This window comes from Psychromonas aquatilis, from assembly GCF_038155185.1.
GTDB classification, from domain to species: Bacteria; Pseudomonadota; Gammaproteobacteria; order Enterobacterales; family Psychromonadaceae; genus Psychromonas; species Psychromonas aquatilis.
The window spans coordinates 1-23,046 of sequence record NZ_JBAKAZ010000038.1; the positions used below are offsets into that span (position 1 = coordinate 1).

Sequence of the window (23,046 nt, forward strand, 5' to 3'; positions counted from 1 at the left end):
CTGGGTAACTTGCGTTCCGTCCCGTGTCTGTGGATGCGCATTATAGGGATCTTGATAAGGTAAGCAAGCGTTATTTATAGTTTTTTTCATTTTTTTATTCAAGTGATTAAATAACAATCAACATGGCTTTTTCCCTTCATTTATATGCTATTTTTATTTTTAAATAAAATGTTCTATTTTATTAGTACCTTTGATTAGGATTTAGGTAACATACGCGCCTTTTCTTCTATACAGTTTTATTTTGTTACAAATGATGAGTGAGTTTATATGACATTTTCGTTAGGCCAGCGTTGGATTAGTGACGCTGAATCAGAGTTAGGTTTAGGTACAATCGTTGCGATCGAAGGTCGTATGCTAACTTTGTTATTTGCAGCTTCTGGTGAACAACGCCTTTATTCAATTCAAGAAGCGCCTGTCACACGTGTGCGCTTTAATATTGGAGATGAGGTTTTAAGTCATGCAGACTGGAGCTTATTGGTTTCTGATATCGAAGAAAATGATAATCTTATTACTTATATTGGTACTCGAACTGATACAGGTGAAGAAACAAAGTTAAAAGAAACGTTTCTTAATAACTTTATTAAATTCAATAAACCACAAGATAAGTTATTTGCAGGACAAATCGATAAATTTGATCGTTTTGTTTTACGCTATAAATCTTTAGTTAATCAACATCAGCAACAACGTAGTTATTTACGTGGTTTATTAGGTGCTCGTGTCGATTTAATCCCGCATCAATTTTATATTGCAGAAGAAGTAGGACAACGCCACGCCCCTCGTATCTTATTAGCAGATGAAGTTGGTTTAGGTAAAACTATTGAAGCAGGATTAATTATCCACCAGCAAATCATCACTGGTCGAGCTAAACGTGTCTTAATCGTGCTACCTGAAAACCTACAACATCAATGGCTAGTTGAAATGTTGCGCCGTTTTAATCTTCATTTCAGTATTTTTGATGAGTCTCGCTGTGAAGAAGCATACTTAGATGCAGTAAACCCTTTTGATACTGAGCAATTAGTTTTATGCAGCATTGATCTTATACGTAAACAAAAACACCTAAAAAATGCTTTACTCGCTAGTTGGGATCTATTGATTGTTGATGAAGCGCATCATCTAATATGGGATAGTGAAAAACCAAGTCCGCAATATAAAGCAGTTGAACAACTTGCTAATAGCACACCCGGGGTATTACTGCTAACTGCAACACCAGACCAATTAGGCCATGAAAGTCATTTTGCACGTCTACGATTATTAGATCCTAACCGTTTCTATGATTATCAAGCATTTGTAAAAGAAGAAATGGGTTACAAACCTGTCGTTGATGCAGTAAACCAACTACTAGATGGCAAGTTCTTAGATGATAAAGCTAAAAACAGTATTACTGAATTATTATCAGAGCAGGACGTAGAGCCGTTATTGAATGTCATCTCTGATATCACTATTGACCATGATCAACAACAAGCTGCGCAACAAGAATTAATTAAAGCGTTATTAGATAGACATGGTACAGGCCGCCTATTGTTCAGAAATACACGTTCTGCCATTAAAGGCTTTCCAAAACGTTTATTAAAATCAGTGGCTTTACCTTTACCTGAGCAATATAAGACTGCTATCAAAGTATCTAAAATGATGCCACAAGGTGATATTGGGCAACAAGCCTTAACAGCTTTATACCCTGAACAAATTTATCAAGATTTTGAAGGTTCATCGAATAACTCTTGGTGTGCCTTTGACCCACGTATTAGTTGGTTAATTGATTTAATTCAACAAAATAAAGATGAAAAAATCTTAATCATTGCAGCACAAGCACAAACAGCATTAGCAATTGAAGAAGCACTTCGTACACGAGAAGCAATTAAAGCAGCGATCTTCCATGAAGGCTTGTCGTTAATTGAGCGAGATAAAGCAGCGGCTTACTTTGCACAAGTTGAAGATGGTGCTCAGGTGATGGTTTGTTCTGAAATTGGATCAGAAGGTCGTAACTTCCAATTTTCACACCACTTAGTTTTATTCGATCTACCTATTAACCCAGATTTATTAGAACAACGTATTGGTCGTTTAGATAGAATTGGCCAACGTTGCGATATTGAAATATATACACCTTACTTAAAAGACACTTCGCAAGCTTACCTCCAAGAGTGGTACGAGTATGGTTTAAGTGCCTTTACTCAAACAACTCCCACTGGGCATACCGTTTATCAAAGCGTGAAAGATGACCTAATTACACTTCTGGCGACAGGTGATAATGAGCAAGGACAACTAGCAGCTTTAATTGAAAAAACAGCAAAATTAAACAATGAACTTAAAGAAGAGCTAGAACAAGGTCGTGATAAACTGTTAGAGATTAATTCAAGTGGTGTATTACAGAAAAGTGAATTACTTGAGGATATTACTGAGATCGATCAACTTCCAGACTTTACCGGTTTTGCATTGCAAATGTTCGATGTTTTAGGTGTGCATCAAGAAGATAGTTCAGAGCATTGCTTAATCTTAAAACCAACTGAGAATATGTTAGCGTCGGATTACCCAGGCTTACCAGAAGAAGGTATGACAGTAACATTTAATCGTCAAACTGCTTTAAGTCGAGATGATATATCCTACCTTACTTGGGAGCATCCATTGATTAACAATGGGTTAGATATGATTTTAAGCTCAGATACTGGCACTACTTCTGTTGCAATTTTAAAAAATAACTCATTGCCTGCAGCATCAACCTTCCTAGAGCTTATCTATGTTGTTGAACCGCTGAATACAGATAATGCACAATTAAGCCGATTCTTACCAACAACCCCGATCCGCTTATTATTAGATAAAAATGCTAAAAACTTAGGTGAAAATGTTACTTTTGATAGCTTTGATCGCCAATTAACGCCGATTAACCGTCATATTAGCCGTAAAGTTGCAAACGCATCACAGGCATTAATCCATCAATTAATAAAACAGTCTTTACCGACTGCACAAACCTTAATGGGTGAGATTATTGATGAAGCTAAAGAGCGCATGCAAAAAACTTTGCAACAAGAAATTGACCGTCTATTAGCTTTAAAAGCGGTTAATCCAAATATCCGTGAAGATGAGATACAGTACTCACAGGATCAACTAGCGAGTTTTGAAGCAATACTAGAGAATACTCAGCTAAAACTTGATTCAATCCGCTTTATCGTTTCAACACACTCATAACGCTAAAATGTAAAGGCTAGTAAGTCCAACTTATTAGCCTTTAATGTTCTCTATACTCTTGATAGTCATTCAGCTATTTTAAATAACTTAATGACTATCAATATGTTCATGCTAGGTAATATTTGATTATGCCAAACTTTGTTTATAACCCACCTATGTCCCCTTACTTAGATATCATTTATCAAGATCAAGATATCGTTGTATTGAATAAACCGTCAGGCTTATTAAGTGTTCCCGGGCGAGACCCTTGGCATAAAGATAGTTTAGCCTTACGCGTTTTACGTGTATGGCCAACCGCATGTGTTGTGCACCGTTTAGATATGGCAACTTCTGGAATCATTATTTTAGCGTTGAGAAAATCAGCTCAAAGTCATATGGGTCGCCAATTTCAACAGAAAGTCATTGATAAAACTTATTTTGCTCGGGTTGAAGGTATTATTGAACAAGATCAAGGATTAATTGACCTACCAATCCGTTGTGATTGGGAAAATAGACCTCGTCAGATTGTCGATTTTGAACAAGGTAAAAGCTCACAAACTGAATGGGAAGTGATCAAACGTGAAAAGCAAACCACTATTGTAAAACTCACTCCATTAACAGGGCGAACTCATCAATTACGAGTACACATGCAGCAACTTGGTCACCCGATCGTGGGCGATGAATTTTATGCGACAGCACAAGGCATAAAACTTTCTCCAACACGACTTGCATTACATGCAGCGAACATCACATTAACTCATCCATCAAGTGAACAACGTATCACTTTTGAATGCCCACCTCCGTTCATGTAATTTAACAATTTGGTAGCATAAATAGCCTTTCAACCCATTTAATTTAACATCTAATTAACAAAACAAGCTGCTTATTATCAATGGTTATATTTAGTAACCTTAATGTTGTATAAAAACAGCTTAATACCCTTTAAAGTGGTGGCGTTCACCTTTATTTTTCACTAAGATTTACTGATAAGTACAGTCATTACAGTTTTGTAAAAAACAATTATACGCGTTGCCTTTTGAATATAACCCGTTAAAACTTTTAAAAAAATGCAGACGCTTCACGCTCCTGCATTTTTTAATTTAGCGACATAGTCTTTTGGCAACAACCCTTAATATAAGCGATCATGGAACTACTATGCAGATAGGTATACCTAGAGAGATCCAAGAAAGTGAAAATCGTGTAGCAGCAACACCTAGTACTGTTGCACTACTCATTAAACAAGGTTTCACTTTTCTTGTAGAACAAAACGCAGGAGCTGCGGCAAGCTTTTCTGATTCATCTTACCAAGAAGCAGGCGCTGAAATTAGCTCTGACGCTAAAACGGTTTTGCAATCAGACATTATCTTTAAAGTTAATGCTCCGACTCAAGCAGAAATCCAATTAATCAAAGAAGGCGCGACTTTAGTTAGCTTTATTTGGCCTGCTCAAAATCCAGAACTTTTAAAGCAATTAGAAGCTAAAAATATTAGCGTAATTGCAATGGATAGCGTACCTCGTACTTCTCGTGCACAAGCATTAGATGCACTGAGCTCAATGGCTAATATTGCCGGCTATCGTGCTGTTATTGAAGCTGCCAACCAATTTGGTCGTTTCTTCACAGGTCAAATTACAGCAGCAGGTAAAGTACCACCAGCTAAAGTATTGATCGTCGGTGCTGGTGTTGCCGGCCTAGCTGCACTGGGTGCTGCTGGTAGTCTTGGTGCAATCGTTCGTGCCTTCGATACTCGTCCTGAAGTAAAAGAACAAATCGAAAGTATGGGTGGCGAATTCCTTGAAGTAGATTATGTTGAGGAAACAGAAGTAAGTACCACTGGTTACGCTAAAACAATGAGTGAAGGTTATCAAAAAGCGCAAGCTGAAATGATGGCTGAGCAAGCTAAAGATGTTGATATCATCATCACAACGGCTCTTATTCCAGGCAAACCGGCCCCTAAAATCATTTCTGAAGAGATGATTAAATCAATGAAACCAGGTAGCGTTATTGTTGATTTAGCAGCAGCCGCTGGCGGTAACGCAGCATTAACAGTGAAAGACGAAGTTTTTGAAACTGAGAATGGCGTTAAAATCATTGGTTACACTGATTTACCAAGCCGTTTACCAACTCAATCAAGCCAACTATATGCAACAAACTTAGTTAACTTGATGAAACTACTTTGTAAAAACAAAGATGGTCAAATTGATATCGACTTCGAAGATGAAGTTATCCGTGGTGCAACGGTTGTCAAAGAAGGTGAAATTTCTTGGCCACCACCAGCAATTAACGTAAGTGCTACTCCAACGCCAAAAGCGGAAGAAAAAGTACAAGAAGTTGTTGAAGAAAAAGCACCAAACAAATGGATAAAGCCTGCTATCGCTGTTGTTGCTGCTGGTTTATTTGGCTGGTTAGCAAGTGTTGCGCCGAGTGACTTCCTTGCGCACTTCACTGTATTTATGTTGGCATGTATTGTTGGTTATGGCGTTGTATGGAATGTTGCTCATTCTCTACATACTCCATTAATGAGTGTTACCAACGCAATCAGTGGCATCATCATCATCGGTGCTCTATTGCAGGTCGGTAGTGATAACAATGTTGTAACTGCCCTATCTACTATTGCAATATTAATTGCCACTATCAACATTGTGGGCGGCTTTACCGTGACACACCGTATGTTGAAAATGTTCCAGAAGGATAAATAAACATGTCTCAAGGATTAATTACTGCTGCATACGTGATTGCAGCCATCCTCTTTATCGGGAGCTTAAATGGTTTAAGTAGCCAAGAGAGCGCAAAACGCGGTAATCTTTTCGGTATCATCGGTATGATTATTGCTGTTTTTGCTACTATAGCAAGCTCACAAGTTACTGGCTTAGGTTACATCACTATTGCTATGGCTGTTGGTGCTGGTATCGGTGTACGTTTAGCATTAAAAGTTGAAATGACTTCAATGCCTGAGCTAATCGCTATCCTGCATAGCTTTGTTGGTTTAGCTGCAACCTTTATCGGTTTCAATTCATACATGGACCATGGTGTATTAGCACCTGCTGCACAAACGATTCACGATGTAGAAGTCTTCTTAGGTATCTTCATTGGTGCGGTGACCTTCACAGGTTCTATTGTTGCTTACGGTAAACTAAGCGGAAGAATCAATAGTTCAGCATTAGCTTTACCAGGTAAAAACTGGATCAATATTGCAGCTGTAACAACTTCTGCATTATTATTAGTTGCATTTGTAAGTGGTGACCTAGGCTTAACTGCGCTTATCATTATGACTCTGATAGCATTAGCATTTGGCTGGCACTTAGTGGCCTCTATTGGTGGGGCTGATATGCCAGTAGTAGTATCAATGCTTAACTCATACTCAGGTTGGGCGGCAGCAGCAACTGGTTTCATGCTAGCAAATGACTTACTGATCATCACAGGTGCGTTAGTAGGTTCAAGTGGTGCGATTCTTTCTTACATAATGTGTAAAGCAATGAACCGTTCATTTGCAAGCGTTATCCTAGGTGGTTTCGGTAACGAAGAGTTTGCACAAGGCGACCAAGAATACGGTGAGCATACAGAAACAACTGCACAACAAGTTGCAGAGTCTCTAAAAGCGGCTAAAAACATTATCATTGTACCTGGTTACGGTATGGCTGTTGCGCAAGCACAATACCCTGTTGCTGAAATTACTAAACAGTTACGAGCTAAAGGTAAAAACGTACGTTTTGGTATTCACCCTGTTGCCGGTCGTTTACCAGGCCACATGAACGTATTACTTGCTGAATCAAAAGTACCTTACGATATCGTTTTAGAGATGGATGAAATCAATGAAGATTTCCCTGAGACTGATGTGGTATTAGTTATTGGTGCAAATGACACAGTTAACCCTGCGGCAAATGAACCAGGTACACCAATTTCAGGTATGCCGGTACTTAACGTTTGGGAAGCTGAAAAGGTTGTTGTATTTAAACGTTCAATGGGTGCTGGTTACGCTGGCGTACAAAACCCATTGTTCTTTAATGAGAACTCTGAAATGTTATTAGGTGATGCAAAAGCATCTGTTGATGCGATTTTAAATAATCTTTAATACAGACTAATATACATTGCAAAAGCCGAATCATTTGATTCGGCTTTTTTATTTCTTTTAAAAAGTGTTTTAAACCCTCTAAGCCCTTTCCCCCATAACATCATAAAATAGCTACATTTAAAGACGCTTATCCAATATAAACTGTGTATCCTATAAACAACAAAGGCCGTACAAGGAAGCACAATGCCAGCGCTAAAATCATTCTTCAGTTCACTACTGAAAGACATTATTGAGGTGACCTTTACTTTATTTAAGGTCATGATCCCTATTTTAATATTAATAAAAATTGTTGAAGAGTTAGGCGGCATTGTTCTATTAAGTGAACTTCTAGGGCCATTAATGCAAATGGTCGGTTTACCCGATGCCATGAGCTTAGTTTGGGCAACCACATTATTAACTAATATTTACGGTGGTTTAATCGTATTAGCTTCTATCGAGCATACATTAACCATTGCACAAGCTTCTATATTAGGCAGTATGATCTTGCTTGCTCACGCGCTTCCTATTGAAGCGACTATTGCTAAAAAAGCTGGGGTCAATTTATGGATAACCTTATTATTTAGAGTTGGTGGCAGCATCTTATTTGCTTGGATTTTGCACCTTATCTACCAACAAACTGATAGCTTAAATCAACCTGCAGCGATGATTTGGTCTTCCACCATTGAGCAAAACCAAAGTTATTTACAATGGGGAATGGAACAAATACAGAATCTATTTATGGTTTTTGTAATCATTTCAGCTTTATTATTTACCTTAAAAGTACTTAAATTGCTTGGAGTGGAAAAACTGATGGCAATCTTACTGAAGCCATTATTACGTTTACTTGGGATCAGCCAAGAAGCAACTAACATTACTATTATAGGTGTCACCTTAGGCTTATCATTTGGTGGCGGTTTGTTAATAAATGGAGCTCAAAAAGGCGATATTACACCTCGTGATGTTTTTACAGCAATTATGTTATTGAACTTACTGCACAGCTTAATTGAAGATACCTTATTGATTTTATTGATTGGTGCTGATTTTAATACTATTTTTTGGGGGAGGATTATATTTTCAGTAGTGGTAATAACCATCTTAGCTAGAGTCGTTAATCAATTAACCCCAGCATTTTGTAAACGCTATTTATATCGTAGTGTGGTACGTACTGAAAATCCCTAACAAAGCTTAAATTACCTGTTGTTAAACAGCCATGAAGCGCATTAATCCAGTCTCAAATTTAATACTGGATTAATGCGATAAAATTAACTACAAGCAGGCGCCGTTTTAGTACTTGCAGGTAGGCTATTTAATTCATCTTTAAGATCATTAATACGTGTTGTGTTAGATGGATGTGTAGATAAAAACTCCATTGGTTCAGCACCGCCAGAAGCGACTGCCATATTCTTCCAAAGCTCAACACTTTGTAATGGATCAAAACCAGCTTCATTCATTAGTTTTAAACCAATGATATCAGCTTCCGATTCTTGCGCTCTACCATAAGGCATTGTTATTCCATATTGAACGCCTAATCCCAAAGCAGCCATTCCCACTTCAGAATATTCACTTACGCCAATGGCAGTTTGAGCAGCTTGTGTGCCATATCCGGTGATTTGTCCTGAAGACATTCGCTCATTTGAATGATTGGCTTGTACATGCGCGATTTCATGTCCAATTACAGCCGCGAGTTGATCTTGGTTTTTCGCAACCTCTAACAAACCAGTATAAACACCTATTTTACCTCCTGGTAATGCAAAAGCGTTCACTTGTTCACTTTCAAATACCACCACTTCCCATTCGTCAAAGTTTTCTTGTGGTCCTAAGGTGTCCGTCAACACTTTACTTACACATTGTACATATGCATTCACTTTTGGATCGGTATTAATCTTTTCCTGTGTTTTCAACTCAGCAAAAGAGTTGGCTCCTAACTCCGCCATTTCTGAACCGTTATACAATAAAACCTGGTTTCGTCCTGTTGGTGATGAGGCAATGCAAGCAGTTAATAATAAAGTGCTACTTAACAATGATAATTTGAAAATTGATTTATTCATAATCAGCTCCATTTATAAAGTGGTAATGCTGTTATTATCTCAGGCTAATACGATTATTGCGAATGCATTCTCAATACCTTAACAGCTTAAGCGTCATTACTAACAAAATTTTAAAAGTTATGCCCTTATCAGTCGTTATAGTCTAGTTAAGCTTTTATGAAGTACCTGAATAGCATGCTAAATATTATGCTCAAACTGGCTCTCAATATTAAAAAGTAATAGTAGGTATTACTATAAATACCTATACAAGCGTTTGATAATAAAATACAGCTCATAACATAAACCTAAAAATTCAATTAACCTACTGTTAACCTAAATACAGTTATAATTGTAATAATAAGGGCTAAACAGAGGTATCCATGGATAGTGATAAACTACAACTATTATTAGTAGAAGATGATATTGACCTAGCAACTGCAATAGTTGATTACTTTGAACTGGAAAAAATTCTCTGTGATCATGCGGCTAATGGTTTATCGGGCTTTAATTTAATCAAAGAAAATCATTATGATGCGGTTATCTTAGATTTAAATTTACCTAAGATGGATGGTTTGAGTGTATGTAATAACTTAAGAAAAGATGGCATTGATGTACCTATCTTAATGCTTACCGCAAAAGATACCTTAGATGACAAGTTAACTGGCTTTGCTAAAGGTGCAGATGATTATTTAGTCAAACCCTTTGCTATGGAAGAATTAATTGTTCGAGTACAGGTTCTCTCTAGAAGACGCAGTGGACAAATCAAACGACTAACAGCCTGTGGCTTAACATTAGATATACAGCAACAAACGGCTATGCGTGATGGTACCTTATTAAGATTATCTCCAATCAGTTTCAAAATATTAGAAGCTTTAATGTTATCGAGCCCTTATGCCGTTAGCAGAGAAAAACTCATACAAAGTGTTTGGGGGGAACAACAACCTGACAGTAATAGTTTAAAAGTACATATGTTTAACTTACGAAAAGCAGTAGACAGTCCATACCAAAATAAATTGATCCACACGATTACTGGCCACGGTTTTGTATTAAAAGATGAACAAACATCATGAAAATAAAACCTAGTTTACGCCTTTATTTTTTAATTATTATGATAATAACAGGGATTACGACTATCTCTATTATGTCAGTGGCTAGTTTTAACTATTTTTTAACAGGCCTCGATTTTTCAGTTCGTAGAGCCATGAGAGCCCAAGCTTATCAATTACCCATTCCTGCAGATAAAGCGATTAATGTAAATAATTATTTCATTGCCAGACATTGGGAAGATTTACCTAAGCCAATCAAAGATAATATTGATCAAGAAGACATAGTAGAAAATAAATTGGTCAAGAAAGTCGACGGTAACCCGCTATTTTCTCGCCCAAGAAGCGGTTATTTCGTCATGAAACTAAACAGAGGTAATGAAGTACGTTATATCGCAACTATGTTTTTACATCCCGAGATAACGCGTGAAGGAAAAAATGTCTTTCCACCTTTTATAAACTTAGTACTGATTGCCTTAATTGCGATGACCATCTTTGCTATCGTGCCTTACGTGATCTTACGTAAAGTAACAAAGCCCATTGAAAAGTTAATATCTTGGGCCAAAAGACTTAATAAACAGCAAATTTTTCAGCCACATCCAGACTTCCATTACAGTGAATTAAATAGTTTAGCTAAGATATTACAATCCAGCCTACAATCAGTTCAAGAAAGCTTAGATCGAGAACAGCAGTTTTTAGGTTATGCAAGCCATGAATTACGCACTCCTATCGCAGTAACACGAACCAATACAGAGTTGTTGCGAAAAATGATTGAGAAAGATATCAGTAAAGAGAAACAGTTACAGGTATTAGACCGTATTGAACGCGCCAGTTTAAATATGACAGATCTGACTGAAACATTACTTTGGTTAAACCGAAAGTCTGATAAATCAATTCCATTAAAACACTTTTCAATTGGGTTATTAACATCACAATTAGCAGCTGAATCAAACTATCTGTTAAATGGTAAAAACATTGAAGTTGATATTCAAACTGATGACCAAGAATACCTATTACCAGAAGTTTTATGTCGAATTATTATTAATAATTTAATCAGAAATGCATTTCAACATACGAATGAAGGAAAAATCATCATTACGCAGATAGATAAGAAATTGGTTATCCATAATCAAAATATATCGCAAAGCCAGATCAAAAATGAGCTTGGTTTTGGACTTGGTTTGGAATTAACGGAACGCTTAGTAAAGCATTACGACTGGCAATATACGACTATCGCAGAACAAGATAGTCATTATGTAGAAGTCAACTTTGAGTCAGTTAATTAAGCTTTCTACAAATAATAGGGAGAACCAGTCTCCCTATTTCAAAATAAAAATTAATCGTTAACCAAAGGCGCAAGATCAGCTGGACGGTAATAGACAGACTTTAATACCTTACCTTTACGTACAACTTTATTTTCCATTTGTACATCTTCAGCACATTTAGCGATAATAAATTCACCTTTAACGCTATCCGTTAGCTTCACACCTTGCTTACTATAAAATTCAACGGTCTCGGCGTACTCTTTCTGATTACGACAAACCTTGCTCATATTACTTGAGTGAACTTCATCCCAACAAGCAATAAAGTTAATATTACGTTGTTTTGCTACATTCAAGAATAAGTCAATTAGATAACTAATCGCCATATTATCCTGTACTTTTGTATCGCCAAGGTGCACTAAACGGCCCATTAAAACATAAACACTATCTACAATTGCATCAGCTTGCTCTACTTTACACGGTGCTTCTGCTAGCTCAGTTAACTCTTCGATAATTAATGAGGAATGCAATTCATCGGCTTTATCATCCATGCTTTCAGGTGCATTACAAAGTAGATCAAAGGTTTCTCTAAATTGGGTAATATCTGTATAAAGCTTGGTGTAAAGCTCAGGCGTTAATTGCGTTAGTTTCATGGTGTTTCCTATCTATAACAGATTAATAGCAAAGTCTAAATTTAGCCCTCTATTATAGACAGGAAAAATATTTAAATATATGGATTAGGCTGCGCTATATACTAATTTACCTGCAACATAAGTAGATTGAATATTACGTTCATCTCCTAACATCATTAATGCAAAGAGTTTATCCTGTAAATTTTTTGCATTTTTCATGCGTAATTGTTGTAAATCTGTCGCAGCCCAATTCAAGCTAATAAAATCAGCCTCTTTACCAACGGCAAAGTTCCCAACCTTATGGTCAATACTTAACGATTCTGCACTGCCTAAGGTTGCCATATATAACCCTTTGAACACTGATAAATTCTGTCCCTGTAGTTGCAATATTTTATAGGCTTCACTAAGTGTTTGTAACGCTGAGAAGCTAGTACCACCACCGACATCTGTTGCTAAGCCAACACGAATATCATTGTTATCAGCCTTTTCTAAATTAAAAAGACCGCTTCCTAGGAATAAATTAGAGGTAGGACAAAATGCGATAACAGACTTAGTCTCAGACATACTAGCCCACTCTTTATCAGTTAAATGAATGGAGTGCGCAAAAATAGATTTATCACCGGTTAAGCCATAGTGTTGATAGACATCTAAATAGCCTTCTCGCTCTGGAAACAGTGATTTTACCCAAGCAATTTCATCTTTATTTTCTGAAAGGTGTGTCTGTACATAAGTATCAGGGTATTCAGCTTTAAGTTTACCCGCTAGCGCTAATTGCTCAGGTGTTGAAGTAGGAGCAAAACGAGGCGTAATCGCATATTGAAGTCGTCCTTTATTATGCCACTTTTCAATCAATGCTTTAGATTGATCATAGCTAGACTGAGCTGTATCCAATAAATAATCAGGAGCATTGCGATCCATCATCACCTTACCTGCAATCAATCGCATATCTATTTTTTGTGCTTCTTCAAAAACAGCATCAACTGACTCAGGATGAACAGTACCAAAAACTAAAGCGCTGGTTGTCCCATTCTTTAATAACTCATTAATAAAGAACTGAGCAATTTCATCGGCGTAATCTTTATCAGAAAATTGTTTTTCAGTTGGGAAGGTGTAGGTCTCTAACCACTCTAATAATTGCTCCCCATAAGAGGCGATTATTTCTGATTGCGGATAATGTATATGAGTATCAATAAAGCCAGGCATAATTAACTGCCCACGTTTATCTTCTATCACAGGGTATGATTCAGCTTTTTCTTCAGTAAAGTCAGTGAGTAACTTTACTTTCCCATCTTCAATGACTAACAAGCCATCTGCGATATATTGATATGATTCTTCAATATTTTCTATTTTAGCGGGATCATTAATAAAGTGCAGGAAACTAGCACGGATCACAGTGCAGTTATTGATTATTTCATCGTTTAATTCTTTAAGCATAAAGCCCTTCCATAGTTATATCAATCACACTAATTAATGGGTCTATTTAACTTATTACAATGACTTATTACTTCGTTGTAAACACAATAAAAGAAGCTGCTATCGGTGGGGCAACATTTTCAGTTTTCCCTTATAAGGGCTTTAAAAAGTACTAAAAACACCTTAAAGCAAGCTACTTTCTTTATATAAAATAGACGTCATGTATTTAATATGATTGCTATTAAATTAAGTAATAACAGTCAAAATAAATGACAACTATGATTTTTGACTCGGAAAGTGAGCCCTTGTTTTAAGCGTTTTATTATTAACAACCGAAAATCACAAAGCGTAATTAATATAGCTAAATTAATATCAATTTAGAAGTACTAATCTAACCTAAAAAATAATATCGATGGTCTTAAAGCAATAGAAGATGGCAGCTAAGCAATTTATCAAATAGATAATTGTTGCAAGTTGTCCCCCAATTTATAAAATCACCAACTAAAATCGTTTATATCGATTCAATTCTCTTAAATATCGTTATAATAGCTCTAACGCTAGGAGAAAATATTGGCCAACTTAACTTTAAAACAAACTGAAAAGTTATCTTTTAAGCTTACTCATCATATAAAACAAGGATCTTTTAGACGAATAGATCTGTATTTTTCATTACCCAAAGAGATGGGAATTAATAAAAATACTCTGTCAGAAGTTGATTATTTCAATGCTGGCATTGATGGTCGCCGCGCTTACCATACTCACGGTCTTCACTTACCCTTATTACATCGCCGTTTTGCCACAAGAATGAAACGTTCAACAGCAGAATATAAAAGCAACCTTAATATGTTTGCTTATCAATATATTTCTGCATTAGAAACAGATGCCAATGAACTACTCACTGGTGATACCAGTAACAATGAGGACTTAACGCACTTCTACGAAGAAGCATTAGCACTGACAAAACATTGTTGTGATATCTTAAAAAAGCATCGTAGCCATCACCCTAAAAGCGTCAAGCTTAATTCCATTTTTGAGAATGTAGATAATTACCTTTCTTGGTATACAGAACAAACCATTATGCGCATGTTGGTAAAAAAACCACGTCAAAGTGCATTTTCAGAAGTACGTTTATCTTTATTGGCCATTTGTGATGAAGAAAATGAGTATCGAAAAAACAAAGGGTATAACTCAGAATCCACCTTAAAAGATCCCAACCGTATCGCTAATAAAATGCGCTTATTAAGAAGGTTAATCGAATACAGTGTTATCTTTAAAAGTAAAACCGTTACCTTAGGTAATATTACTCGAAAGTTTGTAACCGGTATCGCAACGGCCTTATTGATGAGTGTGGTACTTGTTTTAATTATCAAAACACAGGGTGCATTTAGCCAATTAACAGCCTTAATGATATTTCTCTTATCAATTATTTACGGTGTCCGTGAAGTTTTCAAAGATGACTTTAAGAATATTTTATGGCGCTGGATTCGTAAAGGTAAACCGAAATGGGCTCGCACTTTATATGACTCTAGTAATCAGCATGAAATGGCTAAGCAAAAAGTCTGGCTTGATTACATTTCAGGTAAAAAGTTACCACCACAAGCCAAAACGTTATTAGCGCAGCGTAATAGACAAAACAAACAAAGCGCAGAATTTTTACATTACCGAATAGAAAGTAAAGTAAGTAAAAATGGCTTTCAGGCTGGCTATGACACATTAGAGGAAAATATATTATTTAGTTTACGACCATTAATAAGGCATGCAGAAGGGGGATCAGGAAAAGTATTTGAGCGAGTTAAAAGCGGTAATAGTAAAGATAAGATTCAAACCAACTCAATTGAAAGACGCTACCAAATAAATGTTATCGCAGCATTAGATCAGGGACAATTTTTAGAGCAGTTTGAACGCTATCGTATTACTTTAAATCGCTCTGGCATTGTTGAAATGGTCAAGGCAGGTGAAGCTAAGGTAAATGACCCAAGTAAAAAACCGCACTCAAGACTGTATTCTTTATTACATATTAAAAGACGAGGTTAACTTTCTTCATTATTAGCGGTAATTTTAAAGAGAACGTAAAGCTCGCTAACCGGCTTTAAAGGTTAAACTGGTTAACCTGACATCAGGTTAACCAGTAGTAGTTTACTCAGCTGTGGCAAATAACCAACGTTGAAAAGGTGCTTCTAAGGTAATTCCTTTACTGCCCCAACGATCAATACTATCAATCACTAATATGTTAGTGAAATCAGGCAATAATGTACGTAGTTGCTGAGATACTTTTTTTGTTGTTAATAACCATAACTCAGGCGATTCAGCTAATAGATTTTTCAGATCTGTTTTATCTTGATCGGTCCACTCTAGCTCTTCCTTAAATAATCGCTTTACCACGAATAATTGATTGGCAGATGAGAAATCTTCTAATTGATCAGATAACAGCACCACAGAATCAATTTCATTATCGAATAGAACCTGCTGTTGCTGATTAATTAAATGCCGAATATCGATTAATAGTTGCTGCTGGTTTTTCTCAATTAATTCCGCATAATTTGGCCAAACACGTTTTAAATCTTCACTAACAATACTTAACATTGTGCTCAAGTTATTCGGGTTTAACCAAGCATAAATAGATTGTTCCCCCTGTTCAGACTTCACTGTCGCAATACCGCGAGAGCGAGGTGATAGAGATTGTGACGCATCAATTTCAATTAATTTGATATTCCCCTGACGCGCATAAATAAATAACGGATCCTGCGGCCATAATGCCTTTAAGGTAATAGCAACGGTTGACGTTTTAGCCGCTTCAGCGACCTTCGCCTCCCCTTTACTCGCATACCAATTATTTAGACGCTCAATACCGTAACGCTTAGGTGCTAAATAGGTTGTCGTAATGGCACTTCCCTTCATCAACTGTGTCGCCAACATATAAGTAACTGGCGTAGTAGTAAGGATATCTTTAGCCAATAACTGTGTTGGAAGTAACACTAAGATCATCGCAAAAAATCGAATATATCTTTTCATGGTTAACTCCTGCCGAAAATACGGTAAACCGTAGCAATTAAAAAGAAAGTAGCTGATACCAATATAATTGATGCGCCTGATGGGATAGGCCATTTCAACTCCATAGGTAACAAGGTGCCAATAATACAACTCAAAGTTGCTAAGAAAGATGACAATAAAACAAAGCTTCCCATGTTTTTAGTCATAAGACGTGCTGTTGCACCAGGAATCAATAATAAAGCCCCCACTAATACAGCGCCTACAATTTTAACCGCAGCAATGGTCACCAGAGTCACCATCATCACAAATAAATAATCATAAAAATGCGTATTATGACCTCGTACCTTAGCAATATCAGGACTTATTGAGGCTAATAAAATACGATTAAAGGTAAACATTAATCCAACGATAATGAGTAAGCAACTAACACCTAATACCAATAAGTCAAAGTCAGTAATGGTTAATATCGAACCAAATAATACATTCTCTAACATATGAATATTAATTTTTCGTGCGACATACATTAACAATGCAGCTCCGCCCGCTAATGCGACAGCAAGGAAAACACCGACGAGTGTATCGTAGGGTACTGCGGTACGATTTCTCACAAAGTGTAATAACAAAGCAAAGATCATACAGAAACAAAATAAACCAATGATTGGATTTTCTGGTGGTTCACCCAACAAGACGCCAATAGCAATCCCGGTTAAGGCAGCATGGCCCACTGCTTCTGAAAAGAAGGCTAAGCGCTTCGCAATGACTAGTGTCCCTAATCCACCTAATAACGGCCCTACTAATAGTGCAGCGACTAAAGCATTAACCATAAATGCATAAGAAAAGCTTTCACTTAGCCAACCTGCTTGTGCTCCTTGGCTAGCTAATAAACGTAATGTTTCCATTATGCGACCTCACTTTTTATATTCGCGCTATTACTACGATAATGATTAAATAAGCGCTCAATCTTGGTAGGTTGCAATACGCTTTCAGCATCACCGCTTTCTAATAACTTACCATTAACAATATGTACGGTTGCTTTAAGGCGTCGCACAGCACTAATATCATGATGCACCACTAGAATGGTCTTTTTTTCCTTCACAAGCTCAGCAATCAGTGACTCAAAATAACGTACGCCATTTTCATCCATTCCATTAGTTGGTTCATCTAAAATGAGTAAATCAGGATCATCTAACAATGCTTGAGCAAATAAAACACGTTGCTGTTCACCACCGGACAATTGGCCCATTCTTAACAGAGCACGATCTTCCATTCCCACACGAGCGAGTTGTTGCAATGCCTTTGCTTTATGTTTTTTATTAAAGTTAAAAAAAAGCGGTGTCCGGGTTTGATTAAGCAGAATAAAATCTAATACAGTCAGTGGTAAACTAGGTTCAAAAGCCGCTTTTTGAGGGACATAACCAATATTGCCTTTTTTATCAGACCAATGAACGTTAATTTTCCCTTTAAAAGGCGTTAACCCAAGCAGAGAGCGTAATAATGATGTTTTACCACCTCCATTAGGCCCCATGACAACATGGCACTGCCCAGCTTCTAGTACTGTTGATATATCTTCTAAAATAATGTTATTTTCATATCGTAAACTGACATTATTAATTGAAATTGACGGCCCCATTACTTGCCCTCTTTTTGTGCTGCAGTAAACTTCATTGCTTCCACTAAGGTGTCTATATTTTGTTGCATTTCAACTTCAACTTTTTCAGTTGTATAGGCACCGTGTGTCATGTGCGAGAATCGATATAACTTAATGCCCGTTTCTTTTTCGATAGTATCCACGTATCTATTAGGCATATTTAACTCATAAAATAAAACATCAATGCCTGATGTTTTAATTTTTTCGATGGTTTCTTGTAGTTGGCTGGCACTCGGTTCAACACCGTGAGCAGGCTCGATAACCGCAGAAACTTCAACGCCAAATTCTTGTAGAATATAACCGTACGCATTGTGTGTTGTTGCCACTTTCATTCCCGCGGTATTAATATCGCTTAATTCCAGCATAGCTTGGTGCTTCATTTTTCTAAACTTTAATGCGTAAGCACGTGCATTTTTGCGGTAATAGATTGCATTATCAGGATCAATTTTGGCCATTTCATTGGCTATCGTATAGACTTTTTGAATAGTAGTAGCAACACCAACAAAAGTGTGAGGATTAACTACTCCATTACCCACTGATTGGCCCATCGCTGGTAATAAAGGAACGTCTTTATTGGCCTTAACGATGATCAAGTCACTACGATCCGCTGCTTTAATCACTTTCAAAGCAAAGTCATCATGTCCAATGCCATTGATTACAATGACATCCATTTCATTCAAGCGACGTAAATCATTAGCTTGTGGCTGATAATTATGAGGATTAAAACCTTCATCAACTAAAGGTAATACCTCAACTTTATCGCCAACGACAGCTTTAACGTAGCTAAAATAAGGTTGGAGTGTAATACCAACCACCAATTTCTGTGCGTAACTTAAACTACTACAGAAGATCAATAAAAAGATAAGAAAGCGTTTTTTAAACATGGCTAAGAATCTCGGTTTAATTAAGATAAAGAAAAGTGAAAAGAGATGTTAATGCTGATGCGCTGTTTCATTTTCTACAGCAGTAAACACAACTTGAGTCCAACCATTATTAATCAAGTCTTCTAGCTTAAAGTTAGACGGTAACAATGTATTAGAAGCGTCAAGCTGAAACCAAATATCAACCTGTTCTTGAGTACTATTCAATAAGTAACGAGTGCCAACTTCGGCCGGTTTGCCTTGATAAAATCCAGGGGCAATTAAAGACCATTGGTACTTACCTTGATGTTCCCAACTTTTATCTTTAACAAAGGGAGGAAGCCACTGCTCTTCTAATTCAGTTACTGATGGCCAAGATTGATTAGCTTGATAAGCATAATGTATCTCTTCAAAGGCTAAACGTAATTCAGAGATCATCGCTAAGGGTTTTGAATCTAACGCAGTCACCATCACTTGATGTTTGGCTAAGTTTGAGTGTGCCTGATGAGCCTTGTTGAAGGGCAATAATAATGCCCCTGCGACAAGGATAAAAGCACATAAGAAAGCAATCCAGTAACCTTCATTACCTCGATTTTTACTTACTACGGCTTGTACAATCATTTCTCTGTTATCTCTACACCATCAACTTCAACAGGGTATTCATGCCCTGAATCAAATACCAGATAATACTCATCGACCATTTTTTCAAAGGTCGCAATTGAACGTTTATCCGTCGTTTCTTTGGCAATTAAGTTATCATCATAATCATACATACTGACGTCGTAATCAACGGCTTTACTACCGTCACTATAACCGGCTTCACACTCTATTTTGTCACCAACTGACCAGCACTGCATCAATGGGTAATGTGCAAAGGCACTACTACTTGCAACGAGCAAAGTAGCAGTGATCAAGCCTTTTTTTAATAAGTTAAGAGTAAACACTATGGTAATACCGCTTCAAAAGTAAGGTGGACACTTGCATTCATGCTGTCAGCTAATGGGTTATCAGCTAATGGTGCTTTGAATGATGATTTAAGTAAGTAACGACCAGCCACTTCAGGCGTGAATTCAATGAAGCCATCTTCATCACTCACCACATCAATTTGCTCTTGTTGGTTACGATATAATGTTCCATCACGTGTAATATCAACTTTTACACCCGCTTGTGCTTTACCGTTAAAGAAGAACTGGAAACGAACTGGTTCTTCAGCAACAATATCTGCAGGCTTAGTAATAGGTTTTAATTCTAAGTATTTACCTTCTAACGGGAACGCTTCTTCGCTTGGCTTACCTACTGTGATGTAAGTTTCAGCACGAGTAAAAGCAACGGTTGTGCTTACATCACGTGGATCTTTTGGTAATAAAGTCTCGCGATCCACTTTATTTGCTCGGATGCGCTTTTGAGTATCACGTTTACCCACTTTATAATGCGTCACATAACTTGGTACATTATTTACTTGTACTCTGTGCGTCCCTTCTTCAGTAAAGTGAAAATCAAACACTGAACGACGCTTGCCACGTAAAACGAAATCAGGACGTTCTTGACGACCGTCAGGCATTACGATTTGTGCTGTTTCGCTACCAGCTGGTTTATCCAAAACAAAGGTGCCATGAGAAGCTGTTACATCAAATGCTAGCCAATCACCGCCTTCTTTAGAAATAGTAAAATGAGATGGTAAAATCCAACGAGGATGCGCATTAGCAACACTTGATAACGTTAAACCGGCGACCATTGAACATAAAACAACTGCAAAGCTTACTTTTTTATTTAACATTTTATCTCTCTTCCTAATTAGTATTGAAATAAGGTTATATCGATTAACCTAGTGAACTATTTACTTTGATAATTTAAGGTAATTTTCCCTGTTTCTTCCGTCGGTTCTAATTCCACAGTAAAATCATTTTCTGCTAACTGGATCTTTTGACGAATATAATTGCGTCCGCCATGCTCCCTTACTACTTCAACGTAGAAGGTATAATCGCCTTGTTCGACACGACTCCCCTGCTGATCTAAGCCATCCCAACTAAAGCGGTATTTACCAATAGGTCGCGTTGCAGAAGTCACTGCATCAACAACAGCACGGTCATTACGACCCACTTTACGCCACCAGCTACGTAAATCTTTTAGCCATTCATCTTCTCCTACCCAAAGCTGTATGGTACGTACAGGTTTACGTTGTGCATTTTCTATCCATACTGCAACATAAGGTCTCGCATAAGGCTTTGCATCAATATCGGGTAATTCAAGTTCAATATCCATTTTTGCAGTCTCAGGGATACTTTCAGCCCAGCTTGGTAAAGCAATACACAAGCTTAAAAGTAAGCCACTTAAACATATTATTTTCATTTTTAACCCTCTATGGAACAGCAAACAAATAAATCAAAATACTAATCAGCGAGCCAAAAGCGGTCCACTTTAAACCCAAACTAAAGCTCTTTTTCTTGGGCACTAACAAACACACACCAGTTAAGGCAAAAAACACCATTAAGAAAGCACTAATATCAATAAACCAAGCCCAAACCTCACCGCTATCACGGCCTTTATGTAAATCATTTAATACCGCAACTAACCCATAATGCGTGGTTTCAATTTCAGCTTGCTGGCTGACTAAATCAATAAAAACCACGCTATTAAAGCCAGGTCCTTTATAATCTAAGGAGATTTCACCTTCGAGTAACTCCCCTTGCTCAACTTCGCTAAATAACTGTAAAGAGGAAGGTTGTCCGGATAACTTAGTATGCTCAGATAAAAAAGCTAAGACCCCTTCTTTATCTACCTCTAATTTGTTTTCTTGCAATGTAAATAAAGTCGATGGGAAGCTCAGCACTTGCTGTTCAATTTGTGGATCATCACTGATATAAAGGTGTGGGCGGTTTAAGGTTATCCCGGTAATAGCAAAAAATAAGACAACTAACAACAATGCCATAGAAACGTATATATGTAGGCGTCGAGCCCATAATTGTACTTTTTTATGTTTCAGCGATTTAAGCATTAAGGTAATAACTTTCTTTTACTAGTAAAAAATAGGGGGTTGAATGTAATTGATTATCATTTGAAAAATAATAAAATTTACATTCTTTACATTTAAGCTAAAACCAATAAAGTGCCTATTTAATGTTCTTTAATTAATTGTTATTTATTTTATAAATCATGCGCTGATTTAATATCCATCGCTTAAGATCAAGTAAATCATCACCGCGAACGTTAAATTCTTTACTAAAACAGAAATTCCCCGTTTAAGTTTCGGCCCAAAGACGAAGCAGGTTTGCATGTGATTTACTTATTTGATCAAAAGCGGCATTTTTACCTTGTGTACTCATGATGTTTCTTCGTGCCAGATCCAGATCATTAAGAATCTCACGCTTCTCGGCACTTCGAATAAAACTTTCTAACCAAATAATGCCTACTTTACGGACTCCTTCTGTAACTGGCTCTACTCGGTGTAATGTTGTTGAAGGGTAAATAATGGCTTGCCCTGCTTTTAGTTTATAGCGCAGTGTTTCTGCACCGATACTAAACACAAGTTCTCCACCGCTATAACTTTCTGGATCAGAAAGAAAGACAGTACAAGAGAGATCTGCTCTAAAGATTGACTCCGCGCCCATTAAGGCATCATCGATATGATCACCATAACCTCCAGAGCAGCTACTTTCGCTAAACAGAAAAGGGGCAATTCTTTTCGCGTAAGTCGTTGTGGAAAATTGCGGGTGCGCTACTAACTTTCGAGTCACTGTATTAGAAAGTTCCGCTTCTAAGTCTGGCTCCGCATACCACTGCTTATTTTTTTTCACTGATTTGGCGGCCCAACCAGCTGTTTCAGCGCCATCGTAAAACTGCCCTCTGTCTAAAGAATCATGAATTAATTTTAAGTCATCTTTATCCAGAACATTATCAAGAATAGTAATCATAATAGGGTGCTACCTTCCATATAAAAAAGGGCGAACATTGATTATGTTCAC

At 37.1% G+C, this 23,046-nt stretch carries 21 protein-coding genes; 8 read left to right on the plus strand and 13 right to left on the minus strand.

The window, feature by feature from the left end; genetic code table 11:
* Positions 1-267: 267 nt before the first annotated feature.
* From rapA to V6256_RS10475, 5 genes are all read left to right on the plus strand, one after another.
* Positions 268-3,180: an RNA polymerase-associated protein RapA gene (rapA, locus tag V6256_RS10455; RefSeq protein ID WP_341598153.1), complete on the plus strand. Its 2,913-nt coding sequence runs from the start codon at positions 268-270 to the stop codon at positions 3,178-3,180.
* 128 nt (positions 3,181-3,308) lie between these two features.
* Positions 3,309-3,971, plus strand: coding sequence for an RluA family pseudouridine synthase (locus tag V6256_RS10460; RefSeq protein ID WP_341598154.1), 663 nt, complete (start codon positions 3,309-3,311; stop codon positions 3,969-3,971).
* A gap of 343 nt (positions 3,972-4,314) precedes the next feature.
* Positions 4,315-5,856 (plus strand): Re/Si-specific NAD(P)(+) transhydrogenase subunit alpha, encoded by a 1,542-nt coding sequence (locus tag V6256_RS10465; RefSeq protein ID WP_341598155.1) that lies wholly within the window; start codon positions 4,315-4,317, stop codon positions 5,854-5,856.
* 2 nt (positions 5,857-5,858) lie between these two features.
* Positions 5,859-7,229: a Re/Si-specific NAD(P)(+) transhydrogenase subunit beta gene (gene pntB, locus V6256_RS10470; RefSeq protein WP_341598156.1), complete on the plus strand. Its 1,371-nt coding sequence runs from the start codon at positions 5,859-5,861 to the stop codon at positions 7,227-7,229.
* Between the two features lie 183 nt (positions 7,230-7,412).
* Positions 7,413-8,387, plus strand: a complete 975-nt coding sequence (locus V6256_RS10475) for a hypothetical protein (protein ID WP_341598157.1) — start codon at positions 7,413-7,415, stop codon at positions 8,385-8,387.
* A gap of 83 nt (positions 8,388-8,470) precedes the next feature.
* On the opposite strand, the gene V6256_RS10480 is transcribed toward V6256_RS10475, so the two are convergent.
* Complete coding sequence (locus V6256_RS10480; protein WP_341598158.1) at positions 8,471-9,256, minus strand: M48 family metallopeptidase; 786 nt, start codon at positions 9,254-9,256, stop codon at positions 8,471-8,473.
* 359 nt (positions 9,257-9,615) lie between these two features.
* Between V6256_RS10480 and V6256_RS10485 the strand changes: the two genes are divergently transcribed.
* The gene (locus V6256_RS10485) at positions 9,616-10,305 is read left to right on the plus strand and encodes a response regulator transcription factor (protein ID WP_341598159.1); all 690 of its coding nucleotides are present in this window, start codon (positions 9,616-9,618) and stop codon (positions 10,303-10,305) included.
* Complete coding sequence (locus V6256_RS10490) at positions 10,302-11,564, plus strand: sensor histidine kinase (RefSeq protein ID WP_341598160.1); 1,263 nt, start codon at positions 10,302-10,304, stop codon at positions 11,562-11,564. The genes V6256_RS10485 and V6256_RS10490 overlap by 4 nt, the downstream gene beginning before the upstream one ends.
* Before the next feature lie 50 nt (positions 11,565-11,614).
* On the opposite strand, the gene V6256_RS10495 is transcribed toward V6256_RS10490, so the two are convergent.
* Positions 11,615-12,193, minus strand: a complete 579-nt coding sequence (locus V6256_RS10495; protein ID WP_341598161.1) for a nucleoside triphosphate pyrophosphohydrolase family protein — start codon at positions 12,191-12,193, stop codon at positions 11,615-11,617.
* Positions 12,194-12,277: 84 nt separating this feature from the next.
* Complete coding sequence (gene guaD / locus V6256_RS10500) at positions 12,278-13,606, minus strand: guanine deaminase (protein ID WP_341598162.1); 1,329 nt, start codon at positions 13,604-13,606, stop codon at positions 12,278-12,280.
* 549 nt (positions 13,607-14,155) lie between these two features.
* Between guaD and V6256_RS10505 the strand changes: the two genes are divergently transcribed.
* Positions 14,156-15,619 carry a hypothetical protein gene (locus V6256_RS10505; RefSeq protein WP_341598163.1) on the plus strand — a complete coding sequence of 488 codons (1,464 nt, stop codon included), beginning with the start codon at positions 14,156-14,158 and terminating at the stop codon, positions 15,617-15,619.
* 102 nt (positions 15,620-15,721) lie between these two features.
* On the opposite strand, the gene V6256_RS10510 is transcribed toward V6256_RS10505, so the two are convergent.
* The 10 genes from V6256_RS10510 to V6256_RS10555 form a co-directional block, all read right to left on the minus strand.
* Complete coding sequence (locus tag V6256_RS10510) at positions 15,722-16,597, minus strand: ABC transporter substrate-binding protein (protein WP_341598164.1); 876 nt, start codon at positions 16,595-16,597, stop codon at positions 15,722-15,724.
* 2 nt (positions 16,598-16,599) lie between these two features.
* Complete coding sequence (locus tag V6256_RS10515) at positions 16,600-17,475, minus strand: metal ABC transporter permease (protein ID WP_341598165.1); 876 nt, start codon at positions 17,473-17,475, stop codon at positions 16,600-16,602.
* Positions 17,475-18,206 (minus strand): metal ABC transporter ATP-binding protein, encoded by a 732-nt coding sequence (locus tag V6256_RS10520; protein ID WP_341598166.1) that lies wholly within the window; start codon positions 18,204-18,206, stop codon positions 17,475-17,477. Before V6256_RS10520 ends, V6256_RS10515 begins: the two co-directional genes overlap by 1 nt.
* A complete protein-coding gene (locus V6256_RS10525; RefSeq protein WP_341598167.1) occupies positions 18,206-19,108 on the minus strand; it encodes a metal ABC transporter solute-binding protein, Zn/Mn family in 903 nt (300 codons plus the stop codon). The genes V6256_RS10520 and V6256_RS10525 overlap by 1 nt, the downstream gene beginning before the upstream one ends.
* A gap of 48 nt (positions 19,109-19,156) precedes the next feature.
* Positions 19,157-19,705 carry a DUF6162 family protein gene (locus V6256_RS10530; RefSeq protein WP_341598168.1) on the minus strand — a complete coding sequence of 183 codons (549 nt, stop codon included), beginning with the start codon at positions 19,703-19,705 and terminating at the stop codon, positions 19,157-19,159.
* Complete coding sequence (locus V6256_RS10535; protein WP_341598169.1) at positions 19,702-20,028, minus strand: hypothetical protein; 327 nt, start codon at positions 20,026-20,028, stop codon at positions 19,702-19,704. The genes V6256_RS10530 and V6256_RS10535 overlap by 4 nt, the downstream gene beginning before the upstream one ends.
* Complete coding sequence (locus tag V6256_RS10540) at positions 20,028-20,861, minus strand: DUF4198 domain-containing protein (protein ID WP_341598170.1); 834 nt, start codon at positions 20,859-20,861, stop codon at positions 20,028-20,030. The genes V6256_RS10535 and V6256_RS10540 overlap by 1 nt, the downstream gene beginning before the upstream one ends.
* A gap of 56 nt (positions 20,862-20,917) precedes the next feature.
* Complete coding sequence (locus tag V6256_RS10545; RefSeq protein ID WP_341598171.1) at positions 20,918-21,433, minus strand: DUF2271 domain-containing protein; 516 nt, start codon at positions 21,431-21,433, stop codon at positions 20,918-20,920.
* Positions 21,434-21,443: 10 nt separating this feature from the next.
* Complete coding sequence (locus V6256_RS10550) at positions 21,444-22,079, minus strand: PepSY-associated TM helix domain-containing protein (RefSeq protein WP_341598172.1); 636 nt, start codon at positions 22,077-22,079, stop codon at positions 21,444-21,446.
* A gap of 244 nt (positions 22,080-22,323) precedes the next feature.
* Positions 22,324-22,995 (minus strand): Fe2+-dependent dioxygenase, encoded by a 672-nt coding sequence (locus V6256_RS10555; RefSeq protein ID WP_341598173.1) that lies wholly within the window; start codon positions 22,993-22,995, stop codon positions 22,324-22,326.
* Positions 22,996-23,046 lie beyond the last annotated feature (51 nt).

Bases quoted from the DNA above. Each gene is read 5' to 3' on its own strand.
- rapA (WP_341598153.1), top strand. From the start codon at position 268: ATGACATTTTCGTTAGGCCAGCGTTGGATTAGTGACGCTGAATCAGAG.
- V6256_RS10460 (WP_341598154.1), top strand. From the start codon at position 3,309: ATGCCAAACTTTGTTTATAACCCACCTATGTCCCCTTACTTAGATATC.
- V6256_RS10465 (WP_341598155.1), top strand. From the start codon at position 4,315: ATGCAGATAGGTATACCTAGAGAGATCCAAGAAAGTGAAAATCGTGTA.
- pntB (WP_341598156.1), top strand. From the start codon at position 5,859: ATGTCTCAAGGATTAATTACTGCTGCATACGTGATTGCAGCCATCCTC.
- V6256_RS10475 (WP_341598157.1), top strand. From the start codon at position 7,413: ATGCCAGCGCTAAAATCATTCTTCAGTTCACTACTGAAAGACATTATT.
- V6256_RS10480 (WP_341598158.1), bottom strand. From the start codon at position 9,256: ATGAATAAATCAATTTTCAAATTATCATTGTTAAGTAGCACTTTATTA.
- V6256_RS10485 (WP_341598159.1), top strand. From the start codon at position 9,616: ATGGATAGTGATAAACTACAACTATTATTAGTAGAAGATGATATTGAC.
- V6256_RS10490 (WP_341598160.1), top strand. From the start codon at position 10,302: ATGAAAATAAAACCTAGTTTACGCCTTTATTTTTTAATTATTATGATA.
- V6256_RS10495 (WP_341598161.1), bottom strand. From the start codon at position 12,193: ATGAAACTAACGCAATTAACGCCTGAGCTTTACACCAAGCTTTATACA.
- guaD (WP_341598162.1), bottom strand. From the start codon at position 13,606: ATGCTTAAAGAATTAAACGATGAAATAATCAATAACTGCACTGTGATC.
- V6256_RS10510 (WP_341598164.1), bottom strand. From the start codon at position 16,597: ATGAAAAGATATATTCGATTTTTTGCGATGATCTTAGTGTTACTTCCA.
- V6256_RS10515 (WP_341598165.1), bottom strand. From the start codon at position 17,475: ATGGAAACATTACGTTTATTAGCTAGCCAAGGAGCACAAGCAGGTTGG.
- V6256_RS10520 (WP_341598166.1), bottom strand. From the start codon at position 18,206: ATGGGGCCGTCAATTTCAATTAATAATGTCAGTTTACGATATGAAAAT.
- V6256_RS10525 (WP_341598167.1), bottom strand. From the start codon at position 19,108: ATGTTTAAAAAACGCTTTCTTATCTTTTTATTGATCTTCTGTAGTAGT.
- V6256_RS10530 (WP_341598168.1), bottom strand. From the start codon at position 19,705: ATGATTGTACAAGCCGTAGTAAGTAAAAATCGAGGTAATGAAGGTTAC.
- V6256_RS10540 (WP_341598170.1), bottom strand. From the start codon at position 20,861: ATGTTAAATAAAAAAGTAAGCTTTGCAGTTGTTTTATGTTCAATGGTC.
- V6256_RS10545 (WP_341598171.1), bottom strand. From the start codon at position 21,433: ATGAAAATAATATGTTTAAGTGGCTTACTTTTAAGCTTGTGTATTGCT.
- V6256_RS10550 (WP_341598172.1), bottom strand. From the start codon at position 22,079: ATGCTTAAATCGCTGAAACATAAAAAAGTACAATTATGGGCTCGACGC.
- V6256_RS10555 (WP_341598173.1), bottom strand. From the start codon at position 22,995: ATGATTACTATTCTTGATAATGTTCTGGATAAAGATGACTTAAAATTA.